Origin of the sequence: Streptomyces sp. RP5T (genome assembly GCF_003933965.1) — a bacterium.
Lineage (GTDB): Bacteria > Actinomycetota > Actinomycetes > Streptomycetales > Streptomycetaceae > Streptomyces.
This window is the reverse complement of the sequence record NZ_RSAJ01000656.1, coordinates 1-4327: the sequence shown is the minus strand read 5'-3', so window position 1 is coordinate 4327 and position 4327 is coordinate 1. Positions and strand designations below refer to the sequence as shown.

Here is a 4327-nt window from a genome sequence, read left to right as displayed (position 1 = left end):
CGCCAGGGCCGCGCTGCCGGGTCCCGCCCCCGGGGCCAACGGAGCGGCCATGTACCGCCGTTGGTGGCTGCCGTGGCTGTGGACCGCCCCCGCGATCGTGTGCGCCGTGGTCTTCGGGGTGTTCCCGTTCCTCAACACGCTCCTGCTGTCCTTCACCAACGCCAAACCGCTGGGCGGCGCCGCGGGATTCGTCGGGCTCGACAACTACACGCGGATGCTCCAGGACGACGACTTCTGGCTCGCCACGCGGAACAGCATCCTGTACGCGGTGATCGTCGTCCCCCTGATGGTGCTGCTGCCGCTGATGCTGGCCGTCCTGGTGGAGAAGAACCTGCCCGGCATCGGGTTCTTCCGGTCGGCGTTCTACACACCGGTGCTGGCCTCCAGTGTGGTCGTGGGTCTGAGCTGGCAGTGGCTGCTGGCCGACGACGGTCTGGTCAACACCTGGCTGGAGAAGGCCCACCTGATCAGGTCGGCCGTCCCTTTCCTCTCCGACTCCTGGCTGATCCTGCTCTCCGCGATGGGCCTGACCCTGTGGAAGGGCCTCGGCTGGTACATGGTCTTCTACCTGGCCGCCCTCGGTAACGTGCCCAAGGAGCTGCACGAGGCCGCGCAGATGGACGGCGCCGGTGCCGTGCGCCGCTTCTGGCACATCACGGTCCCCGGCGTCCGGCAGGCCATGATGCTCGTCGGCACCCTCACCGGCATCGGCTCGCTCAGGGTGTTCACCGAGATCTACATGCTCGGCAGCTCCACCGGCGGCCCCGGCGGCGCCGACCGCACCCTGCCGTTCTACATCCGGGACGTCGGCCTGGACCCGATCACCGGCAACGCGGGATACGGCTCGGCCGTCAGCGTGGCCCTGTTCGCGCTGACGCTGGGCCTGACCCTGCTGGCGCAGCGTCTGACCAAGGAGGACGAGTCATGACGACGAGCGTCGTCGAGACCAAGGGCCGCCGCCTGATGCCGCGTTGGCGGGACTACGGCCGTCCGCGCGAACTGGTCGTGCGCTATCTGCTGCTCCTGCTGGTGCTCGGCCTCACCGTGGGCCCGCTGCTGTGGCAACTCCTCGCCTCCCTGAAGGGCACCAGCGAGGACGTCTTCGGCGCGAACGCCACCCTGCTGCCGCACCACCCGACCCTGCGCGCCTACCGGACCGTCTTCGACCAGGTGCCGGTGTGGTCGTACATCAAGAACAGCCTGATCGTGGTCGCCCTGTCGGTCACCAGCCAGCTGGTCTTCTCCACGACGGCCGGCTACATGCTCTCCAAGCCGGCCTGGAAGGGCCGCAAGGCGGTCTGGGTGGTGCTGGTCGCCTCGATGATGTTCCCCTTCGAGTCGATCATGGTGTCGCTGTTCATCAGCATCCGCGACCTGGGCCTGGTCGACAGCCTGGCCGGCGTGTGGCTGCCCGGCTTCGTCGGCGCCATCAACGTCCTGCTGATGCGCGGCGCGTTCCTCGCGGTCCCGCGCGAGATCGAGGACTCGGCGATGCTCGACGGCGCGAACGAGTGGCAGCGCTTCCGGTACCTGTATCTGCCCTCCGCGTGGGGCGCGATCATGGTGGTCGTCATCAACACCTTCATCAGCGCCTGGGACGACTTCCTGTGGCCGCTGATCGTGCTGCGCTCCGAGAGCAACATGACGCTGACGCTGGGACTTTCCCGCCTCCAGAGCTCCTCGTTCGGCTACGACCAGCGGATGGTCATGGCCGGTTCGGTGATCTCCGTGATCCCGGTGCTGGTGCTGTTCGTGATCACCCAGCGCTGGTTCTACAAGGGTGTGTCCTCGGGAGCGGTCAAGATCTGAGGTCCAGGGTCAGCGGTACGGCGGTGAGGGCCGCCCGTGCCGACTCGGCGACCCGGATCTCGGCGACATCGGCGCCGGCCAGCTGGTCGGCGCCGAGTCGTACCACGACCGTGCGGGACTCGCCCGGTGCGAGGCCGACCCCCTCGAAGGCGCACAGTTCGAGGGTGCGCGGCCAGGTGGAGGTGATCAGGCGGCGCAGGTACACCTGGACGACCGAACGCCCGTGCCGCTCACCGGTGTTGGTGACCTCGACCTCGACCGTGCGTCCCGTCGGACGGGGCTCGCCGTACGCGAAGCTCGTGTACGACAGCCCGTGCCCGAACCCGTACGCGGGCTCGGCGCTCTCGTCGACGTATCCGCCGTACTCGGTGTCCTTGTGGTTGTAGTAGACGGGGAGCTGGGCCGCCGAGCGCGGGACGGAGACCGGGAGCCGGCCTGTCGGTTCCGCGAGCCCCAGCAGGACCTCTGCGATGGCTTCGCCGCCCCAGGGACCGGGATACCAGGCGGTGAGCAGCGCGGACCCGGTGTCCGGCACGACGTGCGGGCGCCCCTGCACCAGCACGACCGCGGTCGGGGTGCCCGTCGCCACGACGGCGTCCAGCAGGGCGTACTGCGCGGCCCCCAGGCGCAGTTGGGCGAGGTCCACGCCCTCCCCGCAGGTCATCTCGGAGACCGCCCTGAGCGCGGCCCCGTTGGCGTCGAACTCGGTGTCCGGCGTCCGGGCGCTGCTGCCGCCGAGGACCAGGACGGCGAGGTCGGACGCGGCGGCCTCGGCGATCGCCGCCGGGATGCCGGAGAGGTCCGTGCCGGTGAGGGCGCAGCCGGGGGCGTGCCGGATGTCGAGCCCGGGCGGGGCGAGCCGGCGCAGGGCGTCGAGGACGCTGCTGCCGGAGCCGGGGCGCTGCGGGGCGGTGTAGTCGCCCGACTGGTGGGCGGTGGTGGCGGCTTGGGGCCCGAGCACGGCGATCCGGACGGCGTTCCCGGCGACGGGCAGGACGCCGTCGTTGCGCAGGAGGGTGACGGCGGCCCGGGCGAGCTGCTTGCTGAGCTCCGCGCCACCGGCCGGCGCGGGGGCCGTCGTGTCCCGGCGCTCGAACAGTCCCAGCCGGAACTTCAGGCGCAGGACACGGGCGACGGCGGCGTCGAGCGTTCCCTCGCTCACCAGTCCGCGCTCGACCGCCTCCTCCAGATGCGTGAAGCCCTCGTCCCACAGGCTCAGATCGACACCGGAGTCGAGGGCCAGCGCGCCCGCGGTGACCTTGTCGCCGGTGATCCGGGCCAGCCGGTCGACGGCGAGGCCGTCCGCCATGACCAGCCCGTCGAAGCCCCACTCCTTACGCAACAGGCCGGTGAGCAGGGCTCGGTTGCCGGAGCAGGGCATGCCGTCGACCTCGTTGTAGGCGGCCATGACGGCGGCGGCGCCCGCCCTGAGGCCCGCGCGGGCGGCGGGGAGGTGGATCTCGTGCAGCTCGCGCAGGCCCAGCTCCGACTCCGCGGAGTTGCGGCCGCCGACGGTGGCGCCCTGTCCCGCGAAGTGCTTGAGCACGACGGGGGCCTTGTCGGCGGCGAACAGGCCGTCGGGGCAGGCGCCCTGCATGCCCCGCACCAGCGCCTCGGTCAGCCGGCCGGCGAGGTACGGGTCCTCGCCGAAGCACTCCTCGGTACGGCCCCAGCGCGGGTCGCGGACGATGTCCAGCGCCGAGACGAGGGCCACGTGGCCGCCACGGGCGCGCAGTTCGGCGGCGGCGTGGGCGGCGGCGCGCTCGTACAGCTCGGGGTCCCAGGTGGCGCCGACGGAGAGGTTGACCGGGAGGACGGTGCCGTCGAGGGCCATGAGGCCGTGCGGGACCTCCTCGACGAACAGCGCGGGGATGCCGAGCCGGCTCCGGTCCACGACGTGCCGCTGGACCAGCTCGGCGAGGGCGGCGCCGTCCCGCGCGCCCGGCCCGTTGCCGTGGTCCACGCCGGACCAGGCGTCGGCGCGCTGGAGACCGTACAGGGCGCCGAGTCCCTCGAAACGGTCGGTCTCGGCGTACAGGGCCTCGGTGAGCTCGAAGCCGCCGTCCGGGGTGCGGCGGTAGGCGTCCCAGCCGTACATCCGCTGGTTGAGCTGGCCGGCCTTCTCGCGCAGGGTCATCCGGGGCAGGAGATCGCGGACGCGGGCCTCGACGGGGGCGGTGGGGTCACGGTACCCGGCGTCGCTCATGACGGGCGCGCCAGCCGTGCGAGGGCGACCGCGCCGGGGCGGCCGTCGGCCACCCAGTCCAGGCTCAGTCCGTGGGCGCCGAGCCGTTCGGACAGCGGGTTGGTGAGCGGGCCGTCGGGGCCGAGCAGGCCGCCGGTGGCGACGATCCGCTCGCCGGGGCGCGGCTCCAGGGCCCGTACGGCCGTCAGCAGGTGGTCGGCCGCCTCGTCGAGGATCTCCAGGGCCACGGCGTCCCGCTCGGCGGCCGCCTCGGCGACCAGCGGGGCGAAGCGGGCCAGCCGGATCGGCGGATCGGCCATGACGGCGGGCAGC

At 72.3% G+C, this 4327-nt stretch carries 3 protein-coding genes and 1 pseudogene; 2 read left to right on the top strand and 2 right to left on the bottom strand.

The window, feature by feature from the left end; all coding sequences use genetic code 11:
• Both EHS43_RS38520 and EHS43_RS38515 read left to right on the top strand, forming a co-directional pair.
• On the top strand, nt 1–928 hold a 928-nt coding region (locus tag EHS43_RS38520), incomplete at its 5' end, for a carbohydrate ABC transporter permease (RefSeq protein WP_260470911.1).
• Nucleotides 925–1809: a carbohydrate ABC transporter permease gene (locus tag EHS43_RS38515; RefSeq protein WP_125195238.1), complete on the top strand. Its 885-nt coding sequence runs from the start codon at nt 925–927 to the stop codon at nt 1807–1809. The genes EHS43_RS38520 and EHS43_RS38515, both read left to right, overlap by 4 nt.
• Here the strand turns inward: EHS43_RS38515 and EHS43_RS38510 are convergent.
• On the bottom strand, nt 1799–4015 hold the full coding sequence (locus EHS43_RS38510; RefSeq protein ID WP_125195237.1) for a glycoside hydrolase family 3 N-terminal domain-containing protein: 2217 nt from the start codon (nt 4013–4015) through the stop codon (nt 1799–1801). The two genes, EHS43_RS38515 and EHS43_RS38510, sit on opposite strands and share 11 nt — an antisense overlap.
• Nucleotides 4012–4327, bottom strand: a pseudogene (locus EHS43_RS38505) (ATPase); the annotation flags it as partial. The gene EHS43_RS38510 and the pseudogene EHS43_RS38505, both read right to left, overlap by 4 nt.

Excerpts from the sequence above, each read along its gene's own strand:
- EHS43_RS38510 (WP_125195237.1), bottom strand. The coding sequence starts at position 4,015 with ATGAGCGACGCCGGGTACCGTGACCCCACCGCCCCCGTCGAGGCCCGC.
- EHS43_RS38515 (WP_125195238.1), top strand. The coding sequence starts at position 925 with ATGACGACGAGCGTCGTCGAGACCAAGGGCCGCCGCCTGATGCCGCGT.